The 25,140-nt window shown below is 69.5% G+C and carries 25 protein-coding genes and 1 pseudogene; 13 read left to right on the forward strand and 13 right to left on the reverse strand.

The genetic code is table 11. From position 1 onward, the window contains the following. A pseudogene (locus tag C461_RS05945) lies at window positions 1-1,289 on the forward strand (2-succinyl-5-enolpyruvyl-6-hydroxy-3-cyclohexene-1-carboxylic-acid synthase); the annotation flags it as partial. Window positions 1,290-1,351: 62 nt separating this feature from the next. On the opposite strand, the gene C461_RS05950 reads toward C461_RS05945, so the two are convergent. After that, the gene (locus C461_RS05950; protein ID WP_049906378.1) at window positions 1,352-1,759 is read right to left on the reverse strand and encodes a BsuPI-related putative proteinase inhibitor; all 408 of its coding nucleotides are present in this window, start codon (window positions 1,757-1,759) and stop codon (window positions 1,352-1,354) included. An 87-nt stretch (window positions 1,760-1,846) separates the two neighbouring features. Here C461_RS05950 and C461_RS05955 point away from each other — a divergent pair, with 87 nt between their 5' ends. Both C461_RS05955 and C461_RS05960 read left to right on the forward strand, forming a co-directional pair. Continuing rightward, window positions 1,847-2,593 carry a DUF2797 domain-containing protein gene (locus C461_RS05955; RefSeq protein ID WP_007999526.1) on the forward strand — a complete coding sequence of 249 codons (747 nt, stop codon included), beginning with the start codon at window positions 1,847-1,849 and terminating at the stop codon, window positions 2,591-2,593. A gap of 92 nt (window positions 2,594-2,685) precedes the next feature. After that, window positions 2,686-3,351: a trimeric intracellular cation channel family protein gene (locus C461_RS05960; RefSeq protein WP_007999528.1), complete on the forward strand. Its 666-nt coding sequence runs from the start codon at window positions 2,686-2,688 to the stop codon at window positions 3,349-3,351. A gap of 60 nt (window positions 3,352-3,411) precedes the next feature. On the opposite strand, the gene C461_RS05965 is transcribed toward C461_RS05960, so the two are convergent. The 4 genes from C461_RS05965 to C461_RS05980 all read right to left on the reverse strand — a co-directional run bounded on the left by C461_RS05965 (window position 3,412) and on the right by C461_RS05980 (window position 8,499). Beyond that, window positions 3,412-4,467, reverse strand: coding sequence for an ABC transporter permease (locus C461_RS05965; RefSeq protein ID WP_007999530.1), 1,056 nt, complete (start codon window positions 4,465-4,467; stop codon window positions 3,412-3,414). Then, window positions 4,460-6,391: an ABC transporter permease gene (locus C461_RS05970; protein WP_007999532.1), complete on the reverse strand. Its 1,932-nt coding sequence runs from the start codon at window positions 6,389-6,391 to the stop codon at window positions 4,460-4,462. The genes C461_RS05965 and C461_RS05970 overlap by 8 nt, the downstream gene beginning before the upstream one ends. Beyond that, window positions 6,388-7,341, reverse strand: a complete 954-nt coding sequence (locus tag C461_RS05975) for an ABC transporter ATP-binding protein (RefSeq protein WP_007999534.1) — start codon at window positions 7,339-7,341, stop codon at window positions 6,388-6,390. Before C461_RS05975 ends, C461_RS05970 begins: the two co-directional genes overlap by 4 nt. 93 nt (window positions 7,342-7,434) lie before the next feature. Further along, the gene (locus tag C461_RS05980) at window positions 7,435-8,499 is read right to left on the reverse strand and encodes a succinylglutamate desuccinylase/aspartoacylase family protein (protein WP_007999536.1); all 1,065 of its coding nucleotides are present in this window, start codon (window positions 8,497-8,499) and stop codon (window positions 7,435-7,437) included. A gap of 183 nt (window positions 8,500-8,682) precedes the next feature. Here C461_RS05980 and C461_RS05985 point away from each other — a divergent pair, with 183 nt between their 5' ends. After that, window positions 8,683-9,591, forward strand: coding sequence for a hypothetical protein (locus tag C461_RS05985; RefSeq protein ID WP_007999537.1), 909 nt, complete (start codon window positions 8,683-8,685; stop codon window positions 9,589-9,591). A gap of 47 nt (window positions 9,592-9,638) precedes the next feature. Here the strand turns inward: C461_RS05985 and C461_RS16170 are convergent, their stop codons facing one another. Then, on the reverse strand, window positions 9,639-9,761 hold the full coding sequence (locus C461_RS16170; protein WP_275039109.1) for a hypothetical protein: 123 nt from the start codon (window positions 9,759-9,761) through the stop codon (window positions 9,639-9,641). 223 nt (window positions 9,762-9,984) lie between these two features. Here C461_RS16170 and C461_RS05990 point away from each other — a divergent pair, with 223 nt between their 5' ends. Further along, a complete protein-coding gene (locus C461_RS05990; protein ID WP_007999541.1) occupies window positions 9,985-10,395 on the forward strand; it encodes an SRPBCC family protein in 411 nt (136 codons plus the stop codon). 64 nt (window positions 10,396-10,459) lie between these two features. On the opposite strand, the gene C461_RS05995 is transcribed toward C461_RS05990, so the two are convergent. Both C461_RS05995 and C461_RS06000 read right to left on the reverse strand, forming a co-directional pair. Next, window positions 10,460-10,942 carry a VOC family protein gene (locus C461_RS05995; protein WP_007999543.1) on the reverse strand — a complete coding sequence of 161 codons (483 nt, stop codon included), beginning with the start codon at window positions 10,940-10,942 and terminating at the stop codon, window positions 10,460-10,462. A 126-nt stretch (window positions 10,943-11,068) separates the two neighbouring features. Continuing rightward, entirely contained in the window at window positions 11,069-11,518 is a 450-nt protein-coding gene (locus C461_RS06000; RefSeq protein ID WP_007999545.1) for a DoxX family protein, read from the reverse strand. Window positions 11,519-11,587: 69 nt separating this feature from the next. Between C461_RS06000 and C461_RS06005 the strand changes: the two genes are divergently transcribed. Both C461_RS06005 and C461_RS06010 read left to right on the forward strand, forming a co-directional pair. Continuing rightward, a complete protein-coding gene (locus tag C461_RS06005; protein ID WP_007999547.1) occupies window positions 11,588-12,007 on the forward strand; it encodes a winged helix-turn-helix transcriptional regulator in 420 nt (139 codons plus the stop codon). A gap of 47 nt (window positions 12,008-12,054) precedes the next feature. Beyond that, the gene (locus C461_RS06010) at window positions 12,055-12,516 is read left to right on the forward strand and encodes a hypothetical protein (RefSeq protein ID WP_049906379.1); all 462 of its coding nucleotides are present in this window, start codon (window positions 12,055-12,057) and stop codon (window positions 12,514-12,516) included. Window positions 12,517-12,578: 62 nt separating this feature from the next. Here C461_RS06010 and C461_RS06015 read toward each other — a convergent pair whose 3' ends face one another. Further along, window positions 12,579-12,857, reverse strand: a complete 279-nt coding sequence (locus tag C461_RS06015) for an acylphosphatase (RefSeq protein ID WP_007999551.1) — start codon at window positions 12,855-12,857, stop codon at window positions 12,579-12,581. 176 nt (window positions 12,858-13,033) lie between these two features. Between C461_RS06015 and C461_RS06020 the strand changes: the two genes are divergently transcribed. The 6 genes from C461_RS06020 to C461_RS06045 all read left to right on the forward strand — a co-directional run bounded on the left by C461_RS06020 (window position 13,034) and on the right by C461_RS06045 (window position 21,514). Beyond that, window positions 13,034-14,500, forward strand: a complete 1,467-nt coding sequence (locus tag C461_RS06020; RefSeq protein WP_007999553.1) for a phosphoglucomutase/phosphomannomutase alpha/beta/alpha domain I — start codon at window positions 13,034-13,036, stop codon at window positions 14,498-14,500. A 233-nt stretch (window positions 14,501-14,733) separates the two neighbouring features. Further along, complete coding sequence (locus C461_RS06025) at window positions 14,734-15,894, forward strand: BMP family lipoprotein (RefSeq protein ID WP_007999555.1); 1,161 nt, start codon at window positions 14,734-14,736, stop codon at window positions 15,892-15,894. A 150-nt stretch (window positions 15,895-16,044) separates the two neighbouring features. Beyond that, window positions 16,045-17,640, forward strand: coding sequence for an ABC transporter ATP-binding protein (locus C461_RS06030; protein ID WP_007999556.1), 1,596 nt, complete (start codon window positions 16,045-16,047; stop codon window positions 17,638-17,640). After that, the gene (locus C461_RS06035) at window positions 17,637-18,998 is read left to right on the forward strand and encodes an ABC transporter permease (RefSeq protein WP_007999557.1); all 1,362 of its coding nucleotides are present in this window, start codon (window positions 17,637-17,639) and stop codon (window positions 18,996-18,998) included. Before C461_RS06030 ends, C461_RS06035 begins: the two co-directional genes overlap by 4 nt. Next, window positions 18,991-20,040 carry an ABC transporter permease gene (locus tag C461_RS06040; RefSeq protein WP_007999558.1) on the forward strand — a complete coding sequence of 350 codons (1,050 nt, stop codon included), beginning with the start codon at window positions 18,991-18,993 and terminating at the stop codon, window positions 20,038-20,040. The genes C461_RS06035 and C461_RS06040 overlap by 8 nt, the downstream gene beginning before the upstream one ends. A gap of 103 nt (window positions 20,041-20,143) precedes the next feature. Beyond that, entirely contained in the window at window positions 20,144-21,514 is a 1,371-nt protein-coding gene (locus C461_RS06045; RefSeq protein ID WP_007999559.1) for a geranylgeranyl reductase family protein, read from the forward strand. Window positions 21,515-22,059: 545 nt separating this feature from the next. On the opposite strand, the gene C461_RS06050 is transcribed toward C461_RS06045, so the two are convergent. The 4 genes from C461_RS06050 to C461_RS06065 all read right to left on the reverse strand — a co-directional run bounded on the left by C461_RS06050 (window position 22,060) and on the right by C461_RS06065 (window position 25,122). Next, window positions 22,060-22,362, reverse strand: coding sequence for a hypothetical protein (locus C461_RS06050; protein ID WP_007999560.1), 303 nt, complete (start codon window positions 22,360-22,362; stop codon window positions 22,060-22,062). 118 nt (window positions 22,363-22,480) lie between these two features. Next, window positions 22,481-22,759, reverse strand: coding sequence for a winged helix-turn-helix domain-containing protein (locus tag C461_RS06055; RefSeq protein ID WP_007999561.1), 279 nt, complete (start codon window positions 22,757-22,759; stop codon window positions 22,481-22,483). A 74-nt stretch (window positions 22,760-22,833) separates the two neighbouring features. Continuing rightward, complete coding sequence (locus C461_RS06060; protein WP_049906380.1) at window positions 22,834-23,679, reverse strand: DUF4397 domain-containing protein; 846 nt, start codon at window positions 23,677-23,679, stop codon at window positions 22,834-22,836. A 162-nt stretch (window positions 23,680-23,841) separates the two neighbouring features. After that, window positions 23,842-25,122, reverse strand: coding sequence for an amidohydrolase (locus tag C461_RS06065; protein ID WP_007999563.1), 1,281 nt, complete (start codon window positions 25,120-25,122; stop codon window positions 23,842-23,844). Window positions 25,123-25,140: the final 18 nt, after the last annotated feature.

Consider the following 25,140-nt stretch of genomic DNA (forward strand, 5'->3'; position numbering starts at 1 on the left):
TGCCAGCCCGCTCAGAGATGTGTATAAGAGACAGGCTCCGGCTGCTCGCGAACGAGCTGTCGGGGGCGGACCGCGGGCTGATCGTCGCCGGTCCCGCGGACCCGCCCGGGCTCGACGCCGAGGCGATCACGGCGCTGTCGCACGCGACGGGCTTCCCCGTCGTCGCGGACCCGCTCTCCGGCGTTCGCTACGGCGGCCACACGCGCGTCGCCCCCGTTCTCGGGGCGTACGACGCGTATCTCTCGGGCGAGGTCGCTGGTGACGGGGAGGCGGGCGGCGAGGTCGATGGAGAGTCCGGCTCGGCGCTCGAGTGGGACGATCCGGACGTCGTCCTCCGACTCGGCGCGTCGCCGACCTCGAAGAACCTGCGGAAGTACCTCGCCGGGACGGGCGCCGACCAGTACCAGGTCGACCCGACGGGCCGGTGGCGCGAGGCGGAGTTCGCCGCGACCGACCTCGTCGTGGCCGAGCCGAGCCGCCTCTGCGCTCGCCTCTCCCGACTCGTCGCCGGCGGCGGGGGCGCTCCGGACTGGCGCGCGCAGTGGGAGGACGCCGAGCGGGTCGCTCGGGGAATCCACCGCCGCGAGGCCGACGCGCTTGCCGACTCGTCCGATCCCGCGCCGTTCCACGAGGGCAACGCCCTCCGCGCGGTCGCCGACGCGCTCCCGGACCCGGCGACGCTGTTCGTCTCCAACTCGATGCCGGTCCGCGACCTCGACCGGTTCGTCGGCCCGACGACGACGAGCGTCACGGCGCTCGGCAACCGCGGCGTCTCCGGGATCGACGGCATCGTCTCCAGCGCGCTCGGGGCCGGCTCCGCGACGACCGACGACCTCACGCTCGTCGTCGGCGACCTGGCGCTGTACCACGACACGAACGGGCTGCTCGCGATCGACCGCTGCGGCGTCGACGTGACGGTCGTGTTGATAAACAACGACGGCGGCGGGATCTTCCACGCGCTCCCGATCGAGTCGTTCGAGCCGGAGTTCACGACGTCCTTCAAAACGCCGCACGGCATCGAGTTCGAGCCGATGTCGGACCTGCACGGGCTGGCGTACGCCCGGATCGACGCCCGGACCGACGCGCGACCGGAAGAGACCGGAGGACCGGGCGACGAGGGCCGAACGCCCGACGCGATCGCCGAGGATATCGAGGCGGCGTACGCGCGCGCTCGCGACGCCGACGGGTCGCACCTGATCGAGGTGCGGACCGACGCCGAGGCGAGCCACCGGACGCGAGAGCGACTCGAAGCGGCGGTCGAACGAGCGGTTCACGGCGCCCCGGAGTAGGTCGAGCGAGACGCGCCACCGACGGCGCCGTCGACTCACACTACCGACCCACAGCTAACGACTCACTCGATCGCGAGGGTCGCCGTCGCGGTCGCCTCCGACTCCTCGGCCGTCAGCGTGCCGACGATCAGATAGACCCCGGGCGGCGGGTCGCGCCACGTCCCCTCGTAGGTCGCCGATTCACCGGGGGCCAGCGTCTCGCTGTCGAGCGCTTGGGTGAACAGCCGGCCCGCGCCGTGTCGCCAGACGGGGTCCGTCTCGGGGACGGCCGCGTCACCGGCGCCGCTCATTTCGTCGCCGTCGTCGCTCGCTTCGCCGACGGCGTCATCACCCACTTCGTAGGCGGCGAAGTCGGCGCGCTGACCGGTCCGAAACCGGAGCGTGACCGGTTCGTCACCCCCGTTCGTGACGGCGAGCGCGAGGTCGAACCCGGCCTCGCGCTCGGCGGTCGCGAGGGTCGCGTCGATCATGCGTCCGAGTCGCACGCGAGACGGCTTAAAAACCGCGGCGAACCCGCCGACGGAGCGCATAAGTCGCCGCTACCCCTACGGGATCGCGTGCAGGTCGTGGGCTACGAATCCGGCGAGGGACTCTACGTCGCCAGCGGCGGCGCGGTCGAGTTCGTCGACGCCGGGGCCGGCGCGGAGCTCGCCTTCGGACTCGGCGACCGCCGCTGTGCGGGAACGGTCCACGACGGCGATCACATCGCCTGCGACGCCGCCGACGCGCCCTACTGCGACGCTCACGGGAGCGTCTGGGTGTGCGCGCGGTGTACGGGGACCTGTCTGAAAGACGAGATGGATTGCCACGAGGAGCACGCGATCTACCTCGCCGCCTTCGCCCCCGACGTGTTGAAAGTCGGCGTGACGCGGCTGTGGCGGCTGGAGACGCGGCTCCGCGAGCAGGGCGCGGACCGCGCGGCGCACATCCGGACCGTGCCGGACGGGCGGGTCGCCCGGCGGATCGAGGCCGAACTGGCCGCCGGCGGCGACCTCGTCGACCGGGTACGCGTCCCGACGAAACTCGACGGCTTCGGCCGCAGAGTCGACGCGCCGGCGTGGGAGGCGCTGCTGGATCGGTTCGATCCGATCGAGCGGTTCGCGTTCGACTACGGGCTCGACCTCGACGAGCGCCCGGTCGCAGAGACGATGGCGGCCGGAACGGTTCGCGGCTGGAAGGGCCGGGTGCTGGTGCTCGATCGTGGCGGATCGACGTACGCCGTCGACGCCCGCGATCTGGTCGGCTACGAGCTCACCGACGAGGTGCCCGAACGGGAGTTACAGTCGAGTCTGGGCGCGTTCTGAGTTCTGATCGAGTCGAGCGTGGGCGCGGCGAGCCGCGCGCTTGCGAGGGAGATCACCCACCCTCAAGAGGTGGATACGCGTATTCGCGACCAGTGACGCAAGGCCCTCTCGCAGCGCTGTTCGGCGACCCGTTCGCCGTGATGAACACCGTCGGACTGGTCGCGTTCGCGCTGGTCGGATCGACGAAGGCGATACGCGAGGAGTTCGACGTGTTCGGCGTCGCCGTCGTGGGGCTGGCGATGGCGTTCGCGGGCGGGGTGACGCGGGACCTGCTCGTGAACCGGGTCCCGCTCGTCCTCCTGTCGCCGATTGAGATCGCGCTCGGCCTGATCGGCGTCGGGCTGGCGATCGCGTTGCGGGTCGTCCTCGCGGCGCCCGACACCCACCCGCTCACGCTCGTCGCCGACGCCGTCGGCCTCGCCGCGTTCGCGACCACGGGCGCCATCGTCGCGACCGACGCCGGCGTCTCGGCGGTCGGCGTCGTCGCCATCGCGACGATCAACGCCGTCGGCGGCGGTGCCTTCGCGGACATCCTCCTCGACCGGGCACCGTTCATCCTCTTCGACGACTTCTACGCGAGCTGTGCGGTGTTGGGCGGGAGCGCCTACTGGCTCGCGGGTCTCGCGGGCGCTCCCGGTGGTATCGCCGCCGCGGTCTGTGCGGCGGTGACGGTCGGCACCCGACTGCTCGCGGTCGCGTACGGCTGGAGCCTGCCGACCGCGCAGCGGCTTCGGGGGATCGGCGGTCGGTTTCGGTGATCGTCGGTTTCGGTGATCGTCGGCGGGGATCGACGACTGGCTCGCCGACGGGGGCGGGCCTCACCCCTCGAACCCGTTCTCCGCGACGAGTCGCCGGACGCCGACGTACGCGACCGCGGCGATCGCGACGTACGCGACGACGAGCGCGGTGGTCGCCGCGTCTGCGCTGTCGATCGCGAGACGCGCGACCGCGTTCGCCGGGCCGCCGGCCATCGCGGTGGCGCCGCCGAACAGGACGAGCACCCCGATCGAGTAGAGGAACTGGGCGGCCCGCCGGTCGGGCGCGAGCGCCGAGATGGCGACCGCGAGCGCGACGACGAGCGTCGTCAGCGCGGTCATGAGGACGAGAATTGCGGGGACGTTGGCGACCGGCGTCCCGTTCGCCCTGAGCAACAGTAGCCACAGCAGGGCCTGTCCGGGCGCGATCGAGACCGCGGCGAGCGCCTTGCCGTCGACGATCTCGCCGAGCGTGACGGGCGCGACCCGGAGCAGTTCGAGCGTCCCCCGATCTATCTCCTCCGTGATCGAGTCGACGACGAGCGACCCCGAGATGAACACGGGCAGGAAGACGAGCACCGGGATCAACACGGTGTACGTGAACGTGAAGTACGGGCTCGACCCGGTGCGGTCCGGCAGCGGCAGCGGCGATTCCGTCAGGAACTCGGCCCGTTGCGCGCGCTCGTTCACCTCGTAGGTCCGGAGGAGGTCGCGCAGTTGGACGACGATCACCGTCGTCTCGACGGTCGTGTCGGGGGCCGTGACGTGCACGTCGACCCCGCCGCCGTCGTCTCGGGTCGCGATCACCACCGCGTCGGCGGCGTTGCGCTCGAAGGCGAGCCGCGCCGCGCCGGCGTTCTCGTATCGCGTGACCGAGGCGCCGGACACCTCGTCGGCCGCGCGTTCGAGATCGGTCACGGCATCGCCCGCGGCCGCGACTTCGACCTCCGCGCCGTCGAGCGCGCCGGGGTCGTACATCGAGACGAGCCCCACGACCAGGAACGACGAGAACGCGGCGATGAACAGCTGGATCGCGACCGCGAGCAGGATCGTCTTCTCCGCGCGCAGCCCCGCCAGCTCTCGCCCGGCGATCGTCAACCGACTGTCCGCGCTACCCATGGACGCTCACCACCGCGAAGTTGTACGCGGCGTGGATCAGCGCCGCCAGCGCCAGCGCCAGCGCGTAGCGCGTCCGACCCCGACTCGCGCCCATCGCGGCCACGGTCGTCGCGACTCCGTGTAAGAGGAGGGGCGCGAAAAGCAGCGCCACCAACACCCCCACCGGGAGCCCCTCCACCCCGGCGACGCTCCCGAACGCGGCGCGGCCCACGTACAGCTCCGTGAGCCCCACGGCCTGCACGACCGCGGTGGCCTTCTCCGCGAGGAAGAAGCCGGCGCCGGAGGCGAGTCCGACCGCGACGGCGACTCGATCGGTCCGGGCGAAGACGCCCCGCTCGAAGCCGGCGTAGAGGTGCACGCTCTTGGCGAGCTCCTCGATGAACGCGATGACCACGAGCAGCACGGGGATCGACACCGTCACCGGGAGCGCGAACAGCACCGCGACCGCGAGCAGCTCCGCGACGAACACGAACGGGATCGTACAGGCGGTGAGCAGCGCGACCGACGCGAGCGGTCGGAGGCGGTCGCGGGAGGCGATCGCCCCGAGAGAGTCGGGTTCGACCGCCGAGAGCCGCACCGCGAGCGCGTCGAGGAACTTCCGCGCGACCGGCTTCTGGGTGAACAGGTCCTCCTCGCGGTAGACGCCGATCCCGAGCCCGTACAGGAGCGCGGCGCCGAGCGCCATCGGCGTCGTCGAAAAGAGCGCCTCGCCGAGCGAGACCGCCTCGTCCTGGAGGTCGAAGACGACGAGCGTCAGCGGCGACACCAGCGCGACCGGCGTGACGTTCGTGAAGATCGCGGGGACGAACGCGTACGTCGTGAGGAAGACGCTCACGCCGACCGTGACGAAGGTGAGCTCCTTGAACGACCGCGCGAACATCGCGCCGACGAACGTCGCCGCGAGGAACGTCGCCGCGATCGGCAGCACGGCGACCACCGAGAGGACCCCACCCCCGACGGCGACCGCGATCGCCGCGGTGACGAGGACCGCCGCCGCGACGTACGGCAGCGTCTTCCCCGCGACGATCTCGGCGGGCGACAGCGGCGTGACGAGGAGCGGCTCTCCCCGTCGGTTCGTCCGCTCGTCGAGGACCGAGGAGCCGTACGCCTGGATCAGGAAGTTCATCGGAACGAGGAAGGCGAACGCGAGCAGCAGCGAGGCGAACGGGAACGGGGGCGCGATCGCTCCGGGCGTGCCGACCGTACCGGCGCCGAAGGCCCCGCCGCCGATAGACGGGACCGCCAGCCCGGAGTCCTCCTGTCCGGCGCTGTCGCCGGTGCCGGTGCTATCTCTCGTCCCGGTGCCGCCGGTGTCGCCGGTGTCGCCCCCTTCGCCGCTTCCGTCACCGGTGGCCTCGTCCCCGTCGCTTCCGCCGCTCGATCCGCCACCGCCCCCGCCCCCGTCGGCCCCGCCGAGCGTCGCGCCGTCGTCGAGCGGGGTCGTCCGACTCGCGTATCGCAGGCTGACCGTGACCGGGAACGCGGCGGTCGCGTTCTCCTCCGTCGCCATCAGGCGTTCGTTGTGCGCCTCGACGGCCGCGCGGAACTCGGCGGCCGCGGCCTCGCCTTTCCGGGTGTCGCTCGCGATCACCGCCACCTCGCGGTCGGCGCCGCCGCGCTCGGCGTCGAGGACGACGAGGTCCGCGGTCTCGCCCAGCGTCGCGCGGTCGGCCGAAACCGGCGTCAGGGAGGGCTCGGCCTCGACCGCGTCCGCGTACGGCGAGCCGGGGTCGACGCCGACGCGGTACACGTCGCGGTCGACGTCGATCCCGACGACGCCCGCCGCGAGCCCGCCACCGAGCACGACCCCGGCGACGGAGAGCAGCGCGAGCGCCGCGAGCAGGGTGCGTCGGTCGACCCCGCCGCCCGCGCGGGCGGTCTCCCAGCGGGCGACCCGGAGGATCCTCCGGAGGCGGTCGATCACTCGGGCCCCTCCGCCGCGGCGTCACCCGCGTACCGGCCCGGCATCGGTCGGCCGACGATGTCCAAGAACACGTCTTCGAGGCTCGGCTCGCGGGTGCGAATGTCGACGACCTCTCCGCCGGCCGCGGCGACGGCCTCTCGGACGGCCTCGACTGCGTCCATGTCCGGAACGGTCGTCCGGAAGCGGTCGCCGACCGCCTCGGTGGTGGCGTCGACGTCGCTCAGCGGGCCGGTCGGTTGGTCGACCCGCGACGGCGCCACGTCGGTGTACACGTGGTAGGTCGTCTCGCCGTGTCGCTCGCGGATCCCGTCGACGCTCCCGCGGGCGACGATCCGCCCCTCGTTCATCACCACGACGCGGTCGCAGACGGACTCGACGTGGTAGAGGTTGTGCGCGGAGAAGACCACCGTTTTGCCCGTCGCGCGAAGCTCGCGGGTGAACGCCAGCACGGAGTTCGTCGTCACCGGGTCGAGCCCGGAGGCCGGCTCGTCGTACACGAGGACGTCCGGGTCGTTGACCAGCGACCGGGCGATCGCGACCTTGCGTTTCATTCCCTTCGACATGTCACCGAGCCGCCGCTCGCGGTGGTCGAGTTCGAGCCGGTCGAGCGCGGCCGCGATCCGTTCGTCGGCGACGTCGCCGGGCACGTCGTACAGGTCCGCGAAAAACCGCAGGTACGACCGCGGCGTCATCTCCTCGTAGAGCGGCGACTCCTCGGGGAGAAACCCCAGTCGGCGGCGCATCTCCGGGTCGTCGGAGCGGAAGCCGGCGACCTCGACGTCGCCGTCGGTGGGGTCGACGAGGCCGGCGAGCACCTTCAGCGTCGTCGTCTTGCCGGCGCCGTTCGGGCCGACGATCCCGAACACCTCCCCCTCGTCGACGGAGAAACTGCTGTCGACGACGGCCGCGAAGTCGCCGTACGTCTTCCGTAACCCCGCCACCTCGATCATGGTTCGCGATCGACCCGGTGCCGGGTTAAACTCACCCCCGCGGCTATCAGCGGCGAGAACGCGGGACGGGGTCCCGCGCGGTCGGTTCGGCCGTCAGTCGTCGGCCCAGGCGTCGCCGTGGGCGCGGTACCCGTCGAACTCGCCGGCGGTGATCTCGCGTTCGATCTCTCGGCGCGTCTCCCCGTCGAGTTGGACGATGTGACACAGCGGATGGCCCGGCGCGGCGACGGGGTTCTCCAGCGAGCCGAGGATCAGCCCGTCGAACGGGGCGGCGACCGTGTGCTCCTCCGTCTTGAAGTGGTTCGTGATCGTGCAGATCGTCTCGTCCTCGTAGACGAGCGGGTACGGTCCCCACTCCATCTCGACGAGCCCGCCGGTGTCGGCCCGGAGCCAGCGCTTCGTGCTGTCGGCGGAGGTGGACTGAAACCAGCCGGGCCAGTGGACCGCCTCGCCGGGGGTGAGTTCGTACTCCGCGAGCACGCTCTCGACGCCCTCCAGCGCCTTCTCGACGAGCACCGGCTGAAACCGATGGGCGCGTCCCATCTCGACGGTCACCGTCGGGATCCCGTCCGCGGTCGCCGTCGACCGGAGCGAGCCCTGATCGCCCGCGCCGTACAGCACGACGTTCGTCGCGAACGCCCGGGCGAGCCGCCGGACGTCGGGGTCGTCGAGGTCGGCGCGGGCGTGGTAGATCGTCGTTCGGTTCCGCGTCGAGGTGTGGAAGTCGAGTCCGAGGTCGCACTGCGAGACGAACCGCCGGTAGATCCGGTTCGCCATCCGCTCGGTCGTGTTCGAGCGCTCCTTCCCCGGGAACGACCGGTTCATGTCCTGGTCGTAGATCGGCGTGTCGCGCCGCTGCGCCTCGTACGCGGGCACGTTACAGACGTGGAGACAGACGAGCGTCCCGTGGAGGTCAGCGGGCGAATAGCGGTCGGCGACCTCTTGGACGACCTTGACGCCGTTCAGTTCGTCGCCGTGGATCCCCGCGGAGAGGAACACGGTCGGGCCACCGCCCTCACCGTTGATGACCGTCACCGGCATCTCGATCGGGTCTCCGAGGTACGTCTCGCCGATCTCGTACCGAAGGTGGCGTTTCTCTCCCGGGCCGACGACGCCGTCGTACCGGAACGGCTCCGGCTCTGGGTGCGATTCGTTCACACCCGAACGTCGCGAGAGAGTTTTAAAATGGCTCGGACCGACAGTGGCGGCCGTCGAGCGAGAACGATTGTCGAGCGAGAACGACCGTCGTCCGGAGGTCCTCGCGTGCCGGGCGTGCCGAACGGGCGTTCGTCGGCGACGACGACGGTAGCCTTACGGCGTCGCTTCGAGAACCCATGTCACATGAGCGATCGAGGGGAGCCGTCCGAGGCCGCGGACGCCTCGCCGGCGGACCGCGCCCCCGACGGCGACGAGGGCGACCGACCGACCGGCGGCGGGCAGGCGGCCGACGGCGAACGGACGGTCGAGGAGGCGACCATCGATCCCGCCGTCGCCGCGACGGCCCGCGAGGAGCTCCGGACGACGTTCGACTATCAAGTCGAGCGACTCCGCGAGATCGACAACAAGGCGATCGAGATCCTCAAAGCGAACCTGCTTCTCATCGGGATCGTCGTCACCGGCGGCTCCATCGTCGTTCAGACGGAGTTGGACCTCGCCGTCTTTCTCAACCCGTTCACCGTCGTCGGCGGACTCCTCCTGCTCGCGTCGACCGGGCTGGCCGCGGTCACCTACACCGCCTCGGACCTCCGCGGCGGGCTAGACATCAGGGCGATCGACGCGGTGATCGCGAGCGAACGGACCGAGTCGGCGACCGCGGACACCGACGACGGCGCCGATCCCGGGTTCGACGAGCGGCTGCTCCGGAGCTACGCCGAGTGGATCGACTACAACGCCCGCGTCACCGCCGTCAACGACCTGCTCGCGACGGCGACGGTGCTGCTCATCTTCGTCGCCTTCGTCTACGTGATCGCGGGCGTGGTCGTGGGTGCCGCGAACCTGACGGCCGTCGAGTCGTGGGCGTCGTTCGCCGTGCTCACGGCGTTCGTCGCGGTGTTCACGTGGCTCTCGGCCCACATGGACCACCTCGGTCCGGAGACCACGCACCCGGCGGCGTCGTTCGCCGGGATCCCGCTGTCAAAGGGCGCCGACCGGCGACAGGCGCTGTCGTCGCTCCGCGCGATGCTCGGGCGGGCGCCGCCGGAAGAGTCGAACGAGACCGACGGTACTGACGGCGACGACGGAGCGGTGTAACTGGCGGCGGTCGGAACCGTTTAAAAAGACGAACCGGAGCGGTGGCGCTATTCCTCTTCTTCTTCTTCCTCGACGGGGCGTCCTCGCCCTCGTTGCCAGACCGCTTTCACGGATGTGTCGTTCGGTGCAGTGTGCGAGACGTCTTTCATGGTGTCGCGATCGCTTGCCATCTTGCTCCGGGGTTGCGCCGACCCCTGTATTAACCCTTCGTGGAATGAGATAATGACTCATTGTACCATATAAGGTATTAATATACTTCGGCTTATCCGGCGGGAGCGCGTTGATCGGACCGTGAATTATCGGTCACTCACGCGCTCACAATCCAACGATCGTCGGGAATTCTGCGCTCGGAGCGGCGGCGGGGCGGGTAGCGTCGTCCGCGAGGGAACGACCTTGGCGGTCGGCCGCGACGTCGCGGTCGCGCCGGCCGTCGCCGCGGCGGCGCTGCGCGACACCCGCGCGTGGCCCGAGTGGAGCCCCGCCATCGACGCCGTCGCCAGCGACGACCGCTTCGTCGAGACGGGCACCACCGGTCGGGTCCGCGTCGGCGGGGCGTGGGTCTCCTTTCGGGTGACCGGCGCCACCGACCGCCGGTGGGACTGGCGGGTCGCGGGGATCCCGGCGACCGGCCATCGCGTCGACCGCTACGCCGGCGATCCGGACCGCTGTCGGGTCGTCGTCGAGGTGCCGATCGTCGCGGCCGCCTACGTCCCCGTGTGTCGGCGCGCGCTCGATCGGTTCGCGGCGCTGGTCGAACGAGAACACGAGACTACGGACGAGTGGCGACGGATGACCGACGAATAGCGACGGACGACCGACGAATAGCAACGGAGAACCGACGAATAGCGACGGCCGATCGGTGAGGGGTTCAGGCCTCGTAGCCGCGCTCGAACGGGTCGATCTTCTCGCTGCCGGGCTCCTCCTCGTCGTGAGTGAATCCCGGGCCGCCCGTCGCCAGTTCGAAGACGAGCCCGTCGGGGTCGCTGAAGTAGATGCTCTTGAAGTACGTTCGGTCTTTGATCTCGGAGACGCGGACGTCGTGTTCGCGGAGGTGCGCTTGCCACTCGCGGAGCGTCTCCTCGTCGTCGACGCCGAACGCGAAGTGGTGGCTCGCGCCCGGCCCCGGCGCGCCCTGCGTGCCAGGGTACTCGAAGTAGGTGACGGTGGTCCCGGGCTCGCCCGTCGGCGTGGACGAGAAGTAGTAGTGAGGCGTCCCCGGGTCGTCGTAGTTCTGCGTCCGTTTGACCGTGTACCAACCGAGCGCGTCCTCGTAGAAGGCGACGGTCTCGTCCATGTCGGTACAGATGTTCGTCACGTGGTGGAGGCCGGTGGTCGGTGGCGCGTCGGTCATCGTGGTGTCTGGACGGTCGACGCGGACACAGTTAGTGGTACTGGCGAGCGCAGAGCAGGCGCCAGGTTCAATAAAAGGCGGATCGACCGCCGGCTCACCGCGGCACGCGCGACCGAGACGCTCCGATCAGAACAGCCCGACGTTCAGCGCGTACGGCCACGCGGTGCCGCCGACGGCGAGCAGCGCGATCGCCGCGCCCGCGCCGTAGACGTTCTTGAGGAAGCTCGTCATCTCGTTCTGCTGGTCCTCCGGGTCGTCCATCGACCAGAAGTCGTGCATCGTCACGGCGGAGACGAGCAGGAAGACGGCGAGGCCGCCGGCCGCGATCACGGGATAGGCGCCGACGACGACGCCGAGCCCGCCGAGCGCGAGCACGAGTCCGGACGCGATCACCGAGAAGCGCGGCGCGGGGAGGCCCTTGAACTCCGCGTAGCCGGCCATCTCGTCGACGCTCATGAAGTGGTTCAGCCCCGTGAACGCGAGCGTGGCCCCGAACAGGATCCGGCCGATCAGGAAGAGCTCGTCCGCGAGGGGAGTGTCGAACTGTAGCGGTAGCGTCGTGAATTCAGCTAACATCGTGTAACCACATGTACGGACGTAACCTATATATCGGTTCCCGGACAAAAGGGTAAGCAGGTAACATCGATGTCCTCGCAAGAACTCGCCGAGACGGATCCGGCGGCACCGACCGATTCAGAGTCCGAAACGGACGCAGCGGCGCAAGACGAAACGGCCGACGCCGCGGTCTCGGCCCCGGAGACGCCGTGCCCCGTCGTCGACTCGCTCGAACAGATCGGCTCGCGGTGGCGGCTCGTCGTCCTCCACGAGCTGTTGAACGGCGAACTGCGGTTCAACGAACTCAAACGCGAGACCGACGCGAACGCCCGGACGCTCTCGCGCGTGCTCGACGACCTCCAAGAGACCGGCTTCGTCGACCGCCGGCTGGAGGAGGACTCGCCGGTGGCGACGTACTACAGCCTCACCGACAAGGGCGAGTCGCTCGCGCCCGTCTTCGAGGAGATCGACGCGTGGGCCCACGAGTGGCTCGCTGAGTGCGATAACTGACCGGTCCCACCGAAAGCGACACCCCCCTCCGACCCGTACCACTCGGCGTGTACGCCGGACTGAAGAACACCCCGTGTTGTCTGTGCGGCCGCGACGACACCCACACCCGAATAGCCGTGCCGCCGCGGGCGATCACCCTCATGCAGAACGGCGACCCGATATCGTGGCGCGACGTGGTCGGGACGGTGACGCTGCGGTTCTGCGCCGACGACTGGGACCTCGTGAGCGACCTCGCGATCGAGATGGACACGCACCCCCTCTCGCGGTGTAACGCGGCGCACGTCTCGCTCGACCTCCGCGAGGACCACGAGGCGCTGCTGTCGGCGACGAAAGCGGAGACGGACCAGACGGAACTGGAGGCCCGGCTCGAAACGGAGGCCGAGGCGACGCTGGACGCGGTCGACGACCCCTACACCGAGGAGCGCGACGTGGTGGAGGCGATCGTCGTGTTACGCGCGCTGGAGGAACTCGACGTGCGGGACCCGCCGGACGACCCGATCACGACCTGACTCGGTCGCGCTCTACTCGGTTGCGCCCTGATTCGGTCGCAGAGAACCGGGACCGACCGCACCTACCACCGTACCTCGAACCCGTCCAGTCCTTCCGACTCCTCGTACTCGACGTCGACGGCGTCGACCTCGGCCGCCCGGCTGCCGGTCTCACACCAGTCGACCATCTCTCTGACGGTCGCTTCCGGTCCCTCGAAGACGGCCTCGACGCGCCCGTCGTCGAGGTTGCGAACCCATCCGTCGACGCCCTTTTCGCGTGCCGTGTCGCGGGTCGTCGCGCGGTAGTAGACGCCCTGGACGCGCCCGGAGACGAACACGTGTGCGCGGGTCTCGTCGGTCATGATGGGACGATGCGGGCGCCGCGCTCTTAATCGTCGCGGCCGGGGACTCGTCCCGTGTCGGCCCGTAAATCGGCCCGCGAGCGACCCCGCGTTCCCCGGTCCGCGAGCGACGGCGCGGTCCCTCGCCCCCGCCCGCAACCGACGGCTTCTAACGACTCGCCGGCGACTCCACGGGTATGGACTTGTTCGGAACCGCGGGGATCCGCGGCAGCGTCGAGGAGCGGGTCACCCCGGAGCTGGCGCTCGCCGTCGGGCGGGCCGTCGCGGCGGAAATGCGGGCGACCGAATCGGACGGGACACGCGAGGGGGGCGCGGCGCGCGAACCCGAGATCGTACTCGCCCGCGACGGGCGCGTCAGCGGGGCGGCGCTCGCGGCCGCGATGGAGGCCGGTCTCGCGTCCGGCGGCGTGCGGGTGTGCCGGGCCGGACAGCTCCCCACACCGGCGCTCGCGCACGCCTCGCAGGGACGGTACGGCGTGATGCTCACGGCCTCGCACAACCCACCGGCCGACAACGGGATCAAACTGTTCCGCGACGGCAGCGAGTTCGACCGCGAGGCCGAACGCGCCGTCGAGGAGCGGGTCGCCGCCGAGCAGCCGGCGGCGGGGTGGGACGAGTGGACGACCACGGAGCGCGTCGACACCCTCGGCGGCTACCTCGACGACGTGGCGGCGTACGCGGCGCGGTTCGGCGCCGACCTCGACGGGCTCCGGATCGCGGTCGACTGCGGGAACGGGATGTCGGCGCCGGCGACCCCGACCGTGCTCCGGCGGCTCGGCGCCGAGGTCGTCACGCTCAACGGGAACGTCGACGGGCACTTCCCCGGCCGCGGGAGCAAACCGACCCCGGAGACGCTACGGGACCTCCGCGCGTTCGTCGCCGACGCCAACGAGGGCGTCGCCGAGCCGGGGCGGCCGGGCGCCGACGGGGACAGCGAGGGGTTCGCCTTCGCCATCGGCCACGACGGGGACGCCGACCGGATCGTGATCGTCGACGCCGACGGCGAGGTCGTCCACGAGGACACCGTGCTCGCGATCCTCGCCGAGCGGTACACCCGCGAGAGCGACGCCGACGATCCGGTCGTCGTGACGACCCCGAACGCCTCCGGTCGGATCGACGAGCGCGTCCGCGAGGCGGGCGGTCGCGTCGAGCGCGTGCGACTCGGCGCGCTCCACGAGGGGATCGCGGCGGTGCGGGCGGACGCCGCGGCGGACGAGACCACCGACACGAGCGTCGTCTTCGCCGCGGAGCCGTGGAAGCACATCCACGTCGCCTTCGGCGGCTGGATCGACGGCGTCGTCTCCGCGGCCGTGATCGCGCGGCTGGTGGCGGACGTCGGGCTCGAGTCGCTTCGCGAGCCGATCACCGAGCGACCCTACCGGAAGGTCAGCGTCGACTGCCCCGACGAGGACAAGGCGGACGTGATGGATCGGTTGGCGACGACCCTCCCGGAGGCGTTCTCGGACGCGACCGTCGACACCGACCACGGCGTCCGCCTCGAGTTCGCGGACGCGTCGTGGACGCTGGTGCGTCCCTCCGGGACCGAGCCGTACGTCCGGGTGTACGCCGAGAGCGACGACGTCGACGCGCTGGTCGGCGACGTCGCGGGGATCGTCGAGGACGCGGTCGCGGAAGCCGCGTGACTGCGTGACTGTGTGACCGCGTGGCTGTACGACCGCGTGACTGTGTGACCGCGTGGCTGTACGACCGCGTGACTGTGTGACCGCGTGGCTGTACGACCGCGTGACTATTTATCAATCGACCGCGACGGTCGTGAGTCCTCGATACCGAGTCGACTGCCCTGACGCGGGGACCATCGAGCGAAACGCGCGATACCGACGATTTTATGCCCCAGAGCCGCGCTCCTCGGAACGTTATGGCATCCGACTTCGACCGCCGTCGCTTCATTCAAGCGGCCGGCATCACCGGTATCGCGGGACTCGCGGGTTGCACTGGCGGCCCTGAGGGCAGTTCCGACGACGGTAGCTCCGACGACGGTAGCTCCGACGACGGCAGTTCCGACGACGGTAGCTCCGACGACGGATCCGATGGGTCCGGCAGCTCCGACGACGGATACAACGTCGGGATGGTGTACGCGCTCGGCGGCCTCGGCGACGAGTCGTTCAACGACGCGGCACAGCGCGGTATCATCGACGCGGCCGAGGACTTCGACGTCTCCTACGACGAGTCCCAGCCCGCCGACGCCGGCGAGTTCTCGCAGTTCCAGCGGCTGTACGCCGAGTCGACCGACCCCGACTACGACCTCGTCGCGTCCATCGGCTTCGCGCAGCTCGACGCGCTCACCGAGACCGCCCCCGATTTCCCCGAGCAGAACTTCCTGCTGGTCGACGACCAGCTCGACGAGCCGAACGTCGCCAGCTACCAGTTCAGCGAGGAAGAGGGCTCGTTCCTGACCGGCGCGCTCGCCGCGCTGCTCACCCAGCAGTCGTTCAGTGCCGGCGCGGGAGAGACCAACACCGACGCGTCTCGGATCGGCTTCGTCGGCGGCGTCGACGCCCCGCTCATCCGCAAGTTCCAGGCGGGCTACGAGGCGGGCGCCGCGTACGTGAGCGAGGACGTGGAGGTCAGCACGAGCTACGTCGGCGACTTCACCGACCCGAGCGGCGGGCAGGAGGCGGCGCTGTCGATGATCGGAAGCGACGTGGACATCATCTACCACGCGGCCGGCGGGAGCGGGGTCGGCGTGTTCCAGGCCGCACAGGACGAGGGTCGGTTCGCGATCGGCGTCGACTCCGACCAGTCGCTCACCGAGGACGACTTCGACGACGTCATCCTCGCGTCGATGGTGAAACGCGTCGACAGGGCGGTGTACGAGTCGGTCGAGAACGTCGTGAACGGCGAGTTCGAGGGCGGCTCGCAGGTCCTCCTCGGTCTCGAAGAGGAGGGCGTCTCCTGCGTCTACGGCAACGCGATCGGCGACGACATCCCCCAGGAAGTCAAAGACGAGGTCGACTCGGTCCGCGACGAGATCATCGCCGGGAACATCGACGTCCCCACCGACCCCGACGACGTCTGATCTGCAGGTCCCGTCTCGGGAGTCGCGCCTGAGACGCGCCGTGCCCCTCCCGCTGTAGCCGTCCCTCCGACATATGAACGATACAACAACTCGCGGGCCCGATCGCGAACCCAACGTACTTTTGAACGCGCCACAGAGAGGAACGGATAGATGAACCCCGCGGTGCACTTAGACGGAATCACCAAGCGGTTCCCGGGGGTCGTCGCCAACGACGACGTCGACCTCGCGGTCGAGCGCGGGAGCGTTCACGCCCTGCTGGGTGAGAACGGCGCCGGGAAAACAACGCTTATGAACGTGTTGTACGGGTTGTATCGTCCGACGGAAGGGCGGGTCGTCATCGACGGCGAGCCCCGGTCGTTCGACTCGCCGCGCGACGCCATCAACGCCGGCGTCGGCATGATTCATCAGCACTTCATGCTGGTCGAGCCGATGCGGATCTGGGAGAACGTCGTGCTCGGTAACGAACCGACCGAGTGGTACGGCCTCCGCGTCGACGAGGACGCGGCCCGCGAGGCGGTCCGCGAACTGAGCGCCCGGTACGGTTTCGACGTCGACCCCGACGCCCGCGTCGAGGACGTCTCCGTCGGCGTTCAACAGCGCGTGGAGATCCTCAAGGCGCTGTATCGGGGCGCCGATATTCTCATTCTCGACGAGCCCACGGCGGTACTCACGCCGCAGGAGGTCGAGGACTTATACGACGTGTTCGAGGAGCTCACCGATCAAGGAAAGACGATCATCTTCATCTCGCACAAGCTGAGCGAGGCGACCCACGCGGCCGACGAGATTACGGTCCTCCGCAACGGGAAGAACGTCGGGACGGTCGACACCGACGACGTGACTAGCGAGCAGCTCGCAGAGATGATGGTCGGCCGCGAGGTGCTGATGGAGCGGAGTGCGGCGACCGAGCCGCCGGGAGACGTCGTCTTGGACGTCGAGGGACTGGTCGCCGAAGACGACCGGGGCGTCGAAGTGGTTTCGGGCGTCTCCGCGCAGGTCCGCGAGGGCGAGGTGTTCGGCATCGCCGGCGTCGACGGCAACGGACAGTCGCAGCTCATCGAGTCGATCACCGGGTTGCGGACGCCGACCGCGGGGACCGTCTCGTTTCACGGCGAGGACCTCGACGACGTGAGCCGGCGCGAGCGCATCGACCGCGGGATGGCGTACATCCCCGAGGACCGACAGGCGCGCGGGCTCGTCATGGAGTACGACCTGACGCAGAACGCGGTGCTCGGCAGCCAGCACGACGACGAGTTCACCGACGGGCCGCGGCTCGATTGGGACCGGGCTGCGTCCCACGCCGAGTCGGTGATCAAACAGTACGACGTTCGACCGCCGGACCGCGACGCGACGGCGGAGTCCTTCTCGGGCGGGAACCAACAGAAGTTCATCGTCGGGCGGGAGTTCGAGCGCGACCCCGATCTCGTCGTCGCGACGCACCCGACGCGGGGCGTCGACATCGGGTCGACCGAGTTCATCCACGACCGGCTCACCGAGCTGCGCTCCGAGGGGAAGGCGGTGCTGCTCGTCTCCTCGAAGCTCGACGAGGTACAGGCGCTCTCGGACCGGCTGGCCGTGATGCACGACGGCGAGTTCACCGGCGTCGTCGACCCCACGACCGTCACCGAAGAGCAGCTCGGGCTGCTGATGGCCGGCGAGACGCTGGACGACGACACCGTCGACCACGTCGGCGTCGGTGACGACGGGAGGCCGACAGAGACGGCCGCCGACGAGGAGGTGTCGGCGTGAGCCGAAGCCGCCCCGGCGCGGTCCGGGCCCGCATCGAGTCCCTGCTTCGTCGCTTCGCCGGAATTTCCGGAATCGATCGCGTCCTGATCGCGTTCGCGGCGCTCGGGCTGTCCGTGCTCGTCGGGTTCTTCATCGTGCTCGGCTCCGGGCGAGTCGCCGAGTGCAGCACCGCGGCGTGGACGATGCCGATCACCGGACTTGGATTCTGTTACGACCCCTTCGAGGTGTTCTTCGTGCTGTTCAACGGCGCGCTCGGAGGACCGTTTTACGTGTGGGAGCCGGGGATACTCAACCCCGAATGGCTCCCGATCACGCTCCCGTGGCTCGGCTTCATGCCCGGGTGGTCGCCGTTCAACAACGCGTTCGCGCTCACGATGAGCGAGACGACGCTGCTCGTGTTCACCGGGCTCTCCGTCGCGGTCGCGTTCCGCGCCGGTCTGTTCAACATCGGGACGCAGGGGCAGCTCGTCGTCGGCGCGCTGCTGACGGCGCTGGTCGTCGTCGCGCTCGCACCGCTGTTCCCCGCGAACCGGGTCGGCGGCGTGATACTCATCGCGATCGGCGTCCTCGCCGGCGCGGTCGGCGGCGGTCTCTGGGGAGCGATCCCCGGCGCGCTGAAAGCGTACGCGGACGCCAACGAGGTTATCACGACGATCATGTTGAACTTCATCGCCGCGAACGTCGCCTACGTGCTCGTGTTGGAAGTGTTCCGCGCCGAGGGGAGTTCCGTCGTCGCGACCGCGGACGTCCCCGAGTACGCGCAGATCGGTCCGTGGCTGTTCCCGCCCACCGGCGACTTCGCCGAGGCGGCGCTGCTGATCGGGCTCGTCTCGCTGGTGGGACTCTACCTGTTCTTGGAGCACACGTCGCTCGGGTACGACCTCCGCGTCAGCGGCATCCAACCGCTCGCGGCCGAGTACAGCGGCGTGAACGCGAAGCTCACCACCGTCCGCGCCATGACGCTCTCCGGCGCGCTCGGCGGGATCGGCGGCAGCATCTGGGTGCTGATGTCGGAGGGGCGGTGGGTCGAATCGATCCCCGACCTCGGCTTCGACGGCATCACCGTCTCGATCCTCGCCGGGAACAACCCGCTCGGGGTGCTTCCCGCCGCGGCGCTGTTCGGCGTCTTGAAAGGCGGCGCGTTGCAGGTGGGCTTCCAGACGGACGTGCCGCCCGAACTCGTCGGCGTGTTGCGCGGACTGATCATCCTCTTCGTCGCCATGCCCGAGTTCTTCCGGCTGATCGGAAAGCGACTCGTTCCGGACGAGCCGGAAGCCACGCGCGGCGGCGATGGAAAGGACGGTGACGGCGTCGGTGGGACCGCCGCCGTCGACGACGGAGGTGAGGCGAGTGCGTAATCCGCTTTCCGCCGTCGAAATTCCGGTCGTCGACCGGTTCCTCGGCGACGGCTACGTGCGCAACGTCGTGGTGATGACGTTCGGCTCGCTCGCGCTGCTCGCGCTGTTCGGGGCGCTGTTCCCGGAGAGCGTCGCCGGCGACCTCTCGGGGGCCGTGTTCACCGGCGGGATGGTCGCCGCGACCGCCCGTATCTCCGCGCCCATCGTGCTGGCGGCGCTCGGCGGCATCTTCGCCGAGAAGTCCGGCGTCATCAACATCGGACTGGAAGGGCTGCTCATCATCTCGGCGTTCACGTCGATCTACGTCGCGTACGTGCTCGGCGACGCCGGGATTCTCACGGGCGGAAACGCCCAGTTCGTCGGCTTCTTCGCCGGCGTGCTCGCGAGCGTGCTGCTCGCGTTCGTCTTCGGCGTCGTCTGTATCGAGTACAAGGCCGACCAGATCATCGCCGGGCTCGCCGTGTGGCTCATCGCGTTGGGGCTCGCGCCGTTCCTCTCGACGGTCTTTTTCGGCTCCGTCAACACGCCGGGCGTCGGTAACATCGGGTGGCAGTACTCGGCGGCGCTCGTGGCGGTCGGCACCGTCGTCGCCTGGTGGACCCTCGATCACACCGCGTTCGGGACCCACCTGAAGGCGGCCGGGGAGAACCCGCGCGCGCTCGATACCGTCGGCGTCTCCGTCTCGAAGATCCGTCACGCCGGCGTGATTCTGTCCGGCGTCTTCGCCGGCGCGGGCGGCAGCCTGCTCGCGCTCGGCGTCGGCCGGTTCGGCGGCTCCGGCGAGACGATGGTGCAGGGGAAAGGCTTCATCGCCATCGTCGTCTACCTGTTCGGCAACTACAACCCGCTCGGCGCGCTGGGCGCGGGGACGCTGTTCGCGTCGCTCGACGCGCTCCAGACTCGCCTCCAGCAGCTCGGGTACGGCATTCCGAGTTCGCTCGTCGAGACGATTCCGTACGTCGTCGTCATCATCGTGCTCGCGTTCGTCGGCCGGACGCGGATCCCCTCCGCCGCCGGGGACCACTACGAGACCGAAGAGTAGCGCGGCCGACCGCCGACCGTCGGCGAGTCCCCCACTTTTGTCCCTACCGGTCCGACCCAATCGGGAGTAAAGAGTTTTGCACCCGGGGTCACACCTCACGGTAATGAGCATCGACGAGTACGACGTCGTCGTGGCGGGCGCCGGCACCGCCGGCTGTTACGCCGCCGCGACGATCGCGAACGAGGGGCTCGACGTCGTCATCGTCGAGCGAAAGGACGCCGAGGAGGCGGGCCATATCGCCTGTGGGGACGCGCTGAAGGGCGCCGACACCTTCCCCGAGGCGATCCCGAAAGAGCGGCTGGAGCCGGCGTTCACCAACACCGGCGTCGACCACGGGCGCTTCGAGATCCCGCAGGAAGACACCGTCTTGGAGATCCCCGTTCCGGGCGAGCTCGCCGTCATCGACCGCTGGGAGTACGGCCGCCGGATCATCGCCGGCGCCGAGGACGCCGGCGTCGACTTCCACTACGACACGGTCATCAACGACGTGATCCAGACCGAGAGCGGGCGCGTCACCGGGCTCCGGGCCAAACGGGACGGCCGGCCGGTCACCTACGAGGGCGACGTCGTCATCGACGGCGCCGGATCGCTGTCGCTCCTGCAGGACAAAGCCGACTTCGAGGGGACGACTTTCGACACGAACGTCCGCTACTCGCAGTTCTGTTCGGCCTACCGCGAGATCGTCGAGGTGCCCGAGCCGGTCGAGTGGGACGACGCGCTCGTGTTCAAGGCGACCGACCGCGCCGCGGGGTACCTCTGGTACTTCCCGCGGACGAGCACGGAGATCAACGCCGGCCTCGGCTTCCAGATGAACGAGAAGCCGATGCAGCTCGTCGAGGCGCTGAAACGCGACCTCCGGGACCGCCCCGAGTTCGAGGGCGCGGAGGTCCGCGACAAGCTCGGCGCCGCGCTCCCGACTCGCCGCCCCTACGACTCGGCGGTCGCGCCGGGCTACATGGCGGTCGGCGACGCCGCGGGTCACGTCAACCCCACCACCGGCGGCGGGATCGCCGGCGCGGCGTACGCGGGCAAGTACGCCGGCGAGCAGGCCGTGAAGGCGATCAGCGACGGCGACGTCACCGAGGAGAACCTCTGGCGGTACAACACCCGGGTCATGGACCACTTCGGCGGCCGCTACGCCGGGCTCGACGTGTACAACGTCCTTTCGACCGCGGTCGACGTCGACGACCTGATGGGGCTGCTGGCCGCGCTCCCCGGCGAGAAGCTTGCAGAGGCGCTCTACGAGGGGTCGACGTCGATGTCCTTCGGGCTGAAGCTGAAGGCGGCGGTCAAGAGCTTCGGCTACTGGGGGACGATCCGGAACTTCTACCAGACGAAGACGCTCGCGGACGAACTCCTCGCGCACTACGAGTCGTATCCGACGAGCCCCGCCGCGATGGCCAACTGGACCGGCGAACGCGACGCGATCATGGATCGGATCTACGAGACGACCGGTGCGGACGCGAAGTACTGACCCGACTGCGCGGCGCTGTTGAACAGCAATTCTTCGGCCACTTTCCCACACGAAACAGCGATTCGCTGAACCCTGCGTCTCGATCGAGTGCGAGAGTGGGTGTTGTAGACCGCCGACGCCGACCGGGTTTATAAATAACCGAGACGGCGGCGACGATCATTTATAAATGAATGCGGCGGTGGCGCGCTCCGGTGAGCACCGCGAAGCGGTGCGAACCCGAGCGCGAGGGAGTCGCTGGCGCATAGCGCCGGTGACGAGGCTGGGGAGGCGTGAGGCTGTGGTGCTGTGCGGTGCGGTTGGGGTTTTGGAAGGTATCACCGCGTCAGTAACGGTTTATACACAACCGACAGCAACACCATCGCTCACTTATAAAGAATCGCGCCGCCGGATCGATACACCCACTCCCGTGGTCGATCATCCCGCGGCCCTCCTGATCGACATGGATCGGGAATGCACCACCCGCTAAGAAGTTCAACGACGTCGACTGCGTCTGTCGCCCCGTCGAGCACCGACGAGCGGAGCGACGGAGACGTCGAGAGCCGCGGTCAGTCCCACGTCACCCACAGCAGGAACGCGAGCGCGACCGTCTGGAGGGCGTGGACGACGATGAGCGCACGCCACGCCGGCGACGGCATTTCGGTCGCGAACCAGCCGGCCAACACCGGGTGAAAGAGGTAGACGTACAGCGAGAGCCCGTTCTGAACGAGCAGCAGGCCGCCGAACACCGCGAGCCCCACCGCGTGTTTCGTCCGGAACACGAGGTAGTTCCGGGCCCACACCCAGGTGAGCCCGAACAGCATCGCGGCGTTCAGCCCGACGCTGACGCGGGCGACGTCTATCCACTGCATGCCGTCCCTCGCTCGCACCTGACGAGACCGCCCGCCGACGGCCGCCTCCGACCGCTTCGTCGGATCGTCGTCTCGCGTGTCCCCCGCCTGTCCCCGGTTGTCCCCGTTCGTGTCGTGTTCATACTGGTAGTCCCTCCGCGATTTCTTCGACGAGGTCCCAGTGCTGTCGCACCCCTTCCGTGGGATAGTACACCGTCCCGTAGCCGTCACCGGTCCGCTTTACGACGTCGTGCTCGCGGAGCACGTCGAGGTGGTGGCGGACCGTCGTGTAGTCGAGATCGAGATGCTCCGCTAGCTTGTTCGCGTTCCTGGGACGCTCGTCGATCGCCCTGAGAATACGGACGCGGTTGGGGCCGCCGCGGGTTCCGGTGAGCACGTACCAGAGGACGGCCTCCATACGAAACGTGTGGGGCGCGCGGCGCCTAAACCTACCGCCGAGAGCGGTAAGGGGGGCTGACCGACTGCGTCAGCTTACGGCCCGTCTTCGACCACTTCGAGGTCGAACGACTCGTCTGCGGGCGCGGCGTCGGGTTCGAGGTAGCCGACCGCGAACGCGGTGTACACGGTCCCGGCCTCGGGAGAGACGTCGAAGGTGGCGACCACCTCACCGTCGACCTCCGACGTGGCGGGTCGGACCTCCAGCGTGTAGTCGTCGGCGGGAACCTCGACGGTCCCGGTGGCGCCGAACGCGACGTCCTCGAAGAGGGGCTCGCCGTCGACGGTGACGTCGACGTTCGGCGCGTCGGGCGCGGCGTGAATGAGCCGAACCCGAGCGTCCTCTCCGGGGTCGGAGAGGTCGTCTTCGTACACCTCCACGGCGAAGGGCTGGTTCTCCTCGGCGAGTTCGCCGATGGCGGCGGCCGTGAAATCGCCCTCGGGGACGGTCAGCTCCTCGTCGAACACGACCGTCTCCGCGTCGCCGGCGGCCGTGATTTCGACGGGGTAATCCCCCGTGGGTAGTTCGAGGTAGTCGCTGACGGTGCGGAAGGGAACGTCTTCGAGCACCGCGTCGCCGTCCACGTACACGTCGACGTTCGGCGCGTCCGGCGAGAGGTGGGCGACGCGGAGCGAGGCCTCCGCTGCGGGTTCCGACTCGTCGTCGCTCTCGTTGTCCTCCGTCTCGTTCTCGTCGGTCTCGCCGTCGCCCATCCCGTCTCCGTTCGTTTCGTTCCCGTTCGATCCGTCGTCACCCATACTCCCGTCGTCGGAGCTCTCGTTCGGTTCCTCGTCGCCGTTACCGGCACAGCCTGCGAGGGTCCCGACGATCATGACACCACCGGCCGTCTTGAGCAGCGTTCGCCGTCTGTGATCTGCCATTGAGACTGACAGTCACCGCCACTGAGACATGAACGATTTCCAAAGAGCGCCCGAAATCGGGACAAAATGACACCGTAGAGACACCAATCTCTCTCCAAAATTGACGTGTCGGTGTCGAAGGCGGCCGAGGATCGCTGCCGGCGACCGGCCGCCGAGCGGCGTCTACGGTCGCGTCTCCGCGACCCGGCGGATCGCGCCGGCGAGCACGTCGATCCCGACCGCGACGTCGTCTTCGACCACGTCGAAGGTGCGGGTGTGGTGTCCGCCGGGGTGATCGGTGCCCACGCCGACGTAGCAGGCCAGCCCGCCGTTGTCCTGCACGGCCTGCATCAGGAAGGTCGCGTCCTCGGAGCCGCCGAGGTCGTCGCTTTCGACGATGTTCGTGACGCCGTCGACGCCGCCGGCGACCTCGCCGATGACGTCGGCGAGCGCGGCGTCGCTCGTCGCGCTCGGCGCCTCGCCCAGCGTCGACACGTCGACCTCGCAGTCGTGCATCTCGGCGGCGGACCCGAGGACCCGGTCCGCGTGGTCGGACATGTAGTCCGCCAACTCGGTCGTCGCCCCGCGCACCTCACCCTCGATGTACGACTCCTCGGGGATGATGTTCGTCGCAGTGCCGCCGCCGACGAGCCCGGCGTTCACGCGCGTGGGGCCGTCCGCGTGCCGCGGGATCGCGTAGAGGTTCTGTACCGCGGCCGCCATCGCCTGCACCGTGTTCCGGCCCTGCTCGGGCCGCGCGCCGGCGTGGGCGGGTTCGCCCGCGAACTCCGCGAGGAAGTGGCGCACCGCGAGGAATCCCTCGACGCCGCAGACGACCTCACCGGACGGGTGGTCGAGACCGATGTGGACCGCGTAGAGGTACTCGACGTCGTCGAGGTGACCGGACTCGGCCATGGGCTTGCCGCCGGCGACCTGCTCTTCGCCGGGCTGGAAGAACACCTTGAGCGTGCCGTCGAACTCGGAGTCGAGCACCGCGTCGAGGACGCCGAGCCCGATGGTCGCGTGCACGTCGTGACCGCAGGCGTGCATGAACCCTTCGCGCTCCGAGCGGAACCCCTCGGCCGCGGGGACGTGGTCGTCCGCCTCGGCCTCGAGGATCGGGAGCGCGTCGATGTCGACCCGAAGCCCGACCACGGGGCCGTCGCCGCGCTCGACGACGGCGACGCAGCCGGTGTAGCCGCCGGAGAGGTCATCGACGATGTCCGGGTCGGCGCCGTCGTCGCGCGCCTGTCGCTCCCACTCGGCGAGTTCGTCGTCGTCCGGGACGTTCAGCCGGTCGTCGGTCGACAGCGCGTCGCGGCCGACGTGGAGCTCGGTCAGGTCGCGCTCGCGGAGCTCTTCGACGATCCGGGCCGTCGTGTAGAACTCGCACCACGCGGGCTCGGGGTGGCGGTGGAGATCGCGGCGGAACTCGCGGTACGCGTCGTTGGTGAGAACGCTCATACGCGAGGGTGGCCGCGG

The sequence above is a fragment of the Halorubrum aidingense JCM 13560 genome, assembly GCF_000336995.1.
Classification (GTDB): Archaea; Halobacteriota; Halobacteria; order Halobacteriales; family Haloferacaceae; genus Halorubrum; species Halorubrum aidingense.

Bases quoted from the DNA above. Each gene is read 5' to 3' on its own strand.
- C461_RS06045 (WP_007999559.1), top strand. From the start codon at position 20,144: ATGAGCATCGACGAGTACGACGTCGTCGTGGCGGGCGCCGGCACCGCC.
- C461_RS06000 (WP_007999545.1), bottom strand. From the start codon at position 11,518: ATGTTAGCTGAATTCACGACGCTACCGCTACAGTTCGACACTCCCCTC.
- C461_RS06025 (WP_007999555.1), top strand. From the start codon at position 14,734: ATGGCATCCGACTTCGACCGCCGTCGCTTCATTCAAGCGGCCGGCATC.
- C461_RS06030 (WP_007999556.1), top strand. From the start codon at position 16,045: ATGAACCCCGCGGTGCACTTAGACGGAATCACCAAGCGGTTCCCGGGG.
- C461_RS05975 (WP_007999534.1), bottom strand. From the start codon at position 7,341: ATGATCGAGGTGGCGGGGTTACGGAAGACGTACGGCGACTTCGCGGCC.
- C461_RS05985 (WP_007999537.1), top strand. From the start codon at position 8,683: ATGAGCGATCGAGGGGAGCCGTCCGAGGCCGCGGACGCCTCGCCGGCG.
- C461_RS06020 (WP_007999553.1), top strand. From the start codon at position 13,034: ATGGACTTGTTCGGAACCGCGGGGATCCGCGGCAGCGTCGAGGAGCGG.
- C461_RS16170 (WP_275039109.1), bottom strand. From the start codon at position 9,761: ATGGCAAGCGATCGCGACACCATGAAAGACGTCTCGCACACTGCACCG.
- C461_RS06065 (WP_007999563.1), bottom strand. From the start codon at position 25,122: ATGAGCGTTCTCACCAACGACGCGTACCGCGAGTTCCGCCGCGATCTC.
- C461_RS05965 (WP_007999530.1), bottom strand. From the start codon at position 4,467: ATGGGTAGCGCGGACAGTCGGTTGACGATCGCCGGGCGAGAGCTGGCG.
- C461_RS06005 (WP_007999547.1), top strand. From the start codon at position 11,588: ATGTCCTCGCAAGAACTCGCCGAGACGGATCCGGCGGCACCGACCGAT.
- C461_RS06015 (WP_007999551.1), bottom strand. From the start codon at position 12,857: ATGACCGACGAGACCCGCGCACACGTGTTCGTCTCCGGGCGCGTCCAG.
- C461_RS06055 (WP_007999561.1), bottom strand. From the start codon at position 22,759: ATGGAGGCCGTCCTCTGGTACGTGCTCACCGGAACCCGCGGCGGCCCC.
- C461_RS05950 (WP_049906378.1), bottom strand. From the start codon at position 1,759: ATGATCGACGCGACCCTCGCGACCGCCGAGCGCGAGGCCGGGTTCGAC.
- C461_RS06060 (WP_049906380.1), bottom strand. From the start codon at position 23,679: ATGGCAGATCACAGACGGCGAACGCTGCTCAAGACGGCCGGTGGTGTC.
- C461_RS06050 (WP_007999560.1), bottom strand. From the start codon at position 22,362: ATGCAGTGGATAGACGTCGCCCGCGTCAGCGTCGGGCTGAACGCCGCG.
- C461_RS05995 (WP_007999543.1), bottom strand. From the start codon at position 10,942: ATGACCGACGCGCCACCGACCACCGGCCTCCACCACGTGACGAACATC.